The organism is Bifidobacterium sp. POST2/T3 (B1), from assembly GCF_058197115.1.
Genome location: NZ_JBVPQK010000351.1, coordinates 1 through 2,698 on the forward strand (window position 1 = coordinate 1; position 2,698 = coordinate 2,698).

At 61.9% G+C, this 2,698-nt stretch carries 4 protein-coding genes; all 4 read right to left on the minus strand.

The features are described 5' to 3' along the window. A partial coding sequence (locus AC0AP0_RS11460) for a hypothetical protein (protein ID WP_490430562.1) occupies nucleotides 1-641 on the minus strand: 641 nt, incomplete at its 3' end. Continuing rightward, complete coding sequence (locus AC0AP0_RS11465) at nucleotides 638-964, minus strand: hypothetical protein (RefSeq protein WP_110413157.1); 327 nt, start codon at nucleotides 962-964, stop codon at nucleotides 638-640. The genes AC0AP0_RS11460 and AC0AP0_RS11465, both read right to left, overlap by 4 nt. A gap of 208 nt (nucleotides 965-1,172) precedes the next feature. Continuing rightward, on the minus strand, nucleotides 1,173-1,724 hold the full coding sequence (locus AC0AP0_RS11470) for a DUF6466 family protein (RefSeq protein WP_110413156.1): 552 nt from the start codon (nucleotides 1,722-1,724) through the stop codon (nucleotides 1,173-1,175). After that, nucleotides 1,721-2,698 (minus strand): vWA domain-containing protein (locus AC0AP0_RS11475; RefSeq protein ID WP_490430563.1); only part of this gene is annotated, 978 nt, incomplete at its 5' end. The genes AC0AP0_RS11470 and AC0AP0_RS11475, both read right to left, overlap by 4 nt.

Below are 2,698 nucleotides of genomic sequence, written 5' to 3' on the forward strand. Positions count from 1 at the left end.
TCACCCTGGAAATGAGCAAGTATCAAAGGCATCAGTAGGCCGGGGCCGGTAACCAATCCGCCAATGGGATCATGATGGTCCGAGGACGGGCCGGATGCGACGGCGTTCAGCAGGGGTTGTTGGATGTTGGCCGTGGTTTCCAGGAATTCCTGGAGTTGTGATGCGTCCAGGTGATCGGTCAGTTTGGCTGCTCCCAGGCCCAAGCCGATGGATCCCAGCATGAACGGGGCGATGGGCTGAAAGACGGTCAATGCCTTGGACATCAGGGAGTTCATCAGCCTATCCATTAATGATTCAGCCTGCGAATACAGCCCATAGGCCTTGGTCAGCTTGTCGGCCACAGACTGGAGCTGGGTGCGCAGATCTTCGCAGGCTTGGGCCTGGTCATTGCAGAAGGACACCATCAGATCCAGGGGCAGATGGGCGTGACCCGGCGGCGGCACTGAAGCCTGTGCGCAAGGAAGGGCTGGCAGCTCCGGCATGGTTCTGCGGATGGCCTGATTGGTCAGAACCCATTGGGATTGCATGGTGGCCAGGGCACCACCTGCCTGGTTGAGCCGATCCGCCATGCCGGTCAGATGGTCCAGCTCGGTGCGTGTATAGCCGTGGTTGTCGGGGGCGGCAGTGATCGTCCGCTTCATGGCCGGCTCTCTTGATCGATCAGGCCCAAGGTGCGCCCTGCCTGGACACGCTGATCCTGGCAGAGGGCATCCATGGCCCGCACCTGGGTCCGATAGGCTTCAGCGGCCCGCCCTTGCCAGTCGACCCTCAGAGCCTGGTCGGCTAATTCACTCAGATGGACCAGAGTGGCTCGCGACTGTCGTACCATGTCGGACAGCAAGGTCCGACAGCGGGCTGCCCGTGCATGACAGGGGCAGGATCCAGCTGAGTCCGGATCAGCCAGGTAGGAGGGTTGTTCCAGGAAGGTGCTCAGGGCGGGCAGTGATGAGGATGACCTATACATGCCTCTACTACAACATGGCGATCCTCCTGAAATGATCCCAGTAGGGCCATGTGGTCGAATGAGGTCCGATTCATCTGGCTGTGGACAGATTTACCGCTATTTCTTGATTCTGTCGGTCAGATGGCTGGAAGATGTTCGCCTGCATGAGGATCGATTTGCTGGAAAGGAGGCGTTGGAATGACTCGCGCGAAAGGCTATGTGCGGCCGGTCACCAGGGTTTGACGTTCTTCCCCTGACCCTTATTGTCGCTCGCCTGGCCTGAAGGCGTGGGGGATGCAGACGGTTCGCTCTGCTGCTGGTTGCGTCTAAGCAGATCCTCCACCTCGGCCTCCTGCTGCTTGGTCAGTCCTAAGGAGGAGCCCTTGCCGGATCCGTCCTTTCCGTCTTGGGCCTTATCGGCCTTCTGCTTCTTGAGCAGGCGCTCGGTGCGGCTGGTCAGCGCAGCGTTGGCGGATCGGTTGGCCTGGGCAGCCTGCCTGGTCTGTGGCAGAATCAGGGGTCCCGGCCGTTCGACCTGGGCGAAGAGATGCTCGGCCTGGTCCTGCAGAGCCTTGATGGATGCTGGATCGGCCTGGGGGTTTTGGACCTGTCGAACGTTGGTGCTCAGCACGCGCGTGCCCTCGTTATAGGTGGCGATGGCTTTGACGTTGATCAGGCCCCAGGCTCCGGCCAGGGCTGCAACCAAGGCCAAGCCAGCCAAAATCAGGCGCACTCGCAGGCGGCGGCCGCTTCTTGCATCTTGCTGGGACTTCCTACTCATAGCAGTCTCCTCGAAGTGCGGATCCAGAGTCCCGTCTCGATCAGGATCAGGATCAGCTCCACCAGTGCCAGCGGCCAGACCAGCGGGGTGACATGTAGGCGGACCTGGTCGACCTTGGTCACCCGGTACCGCTTGGAAGCCGCAGCCGTAGCCCCTTCACCCACTGTGGTCCCCTTGGCCAGGTCCTGGTAGTGGCCGCTCATCTCGTCGGCAATGGCCTTGAGGGTTTTGGGGTCCATGGCGGAGATGCCCGGCTGGCCGGTCTTGGGGTCCGTCACCCAGCCGTCGGCATCGCCTCCGCCGGCATCGGAGCTCAGGGGCACCATGCCGCCCTTGGTCGAGCCGGTTCCCAGCACAAAGGCATCATCCAGCCCTTCCCTGAGGACACTGAAGGATCGCCGTTCTTCAGGCCCGGTCTGTTCGCCATCGCTGATCAGGTAGAGCAGGATTCGGTCGTCCGGATGCCGGTCCTTGGTCTGTTTCAAGACCAGGCTCAGGCGATCCAGCGGAGCATCCAGGCTGGAGCCGGCGGACCTGGATGTGGGCTCTGTCGCCAGTCCCCTGGCCCAGTTGTCCACAGCCCGAACGTCGGGGGTCAGGGGCAGATCGATGCTGGCTGAGGCACCGAAGCTCAGGGCCGAGAAGGAGGCATCCGGGTAAATGCGCGTCAGGTCGTGGACGGCTGTCCGTGCCGCCGCCAGCCGGCTGATTCCTTCCTGATCGCCATATCCGGCATCCTTGACTGCCATCGATCCGGTTATGTCAACCGCAATAAAGACATCAGTAGCGTTGACCGCTTTGTTGGTGGTCTTGCTAACCGTGCTGGGGGTCAGGACCATAAGGGCCAGGATCAGGACCATGGCGGTGCGCCGGGTCAGGGCCCAGCGATCGGCGTCAGTATCCTGCCCCTTGCGCAGTCCATGGATGACCAGCGCGATGGCCAGGAGCAACAGCAGGCCCGCCAGAAGGCCGCC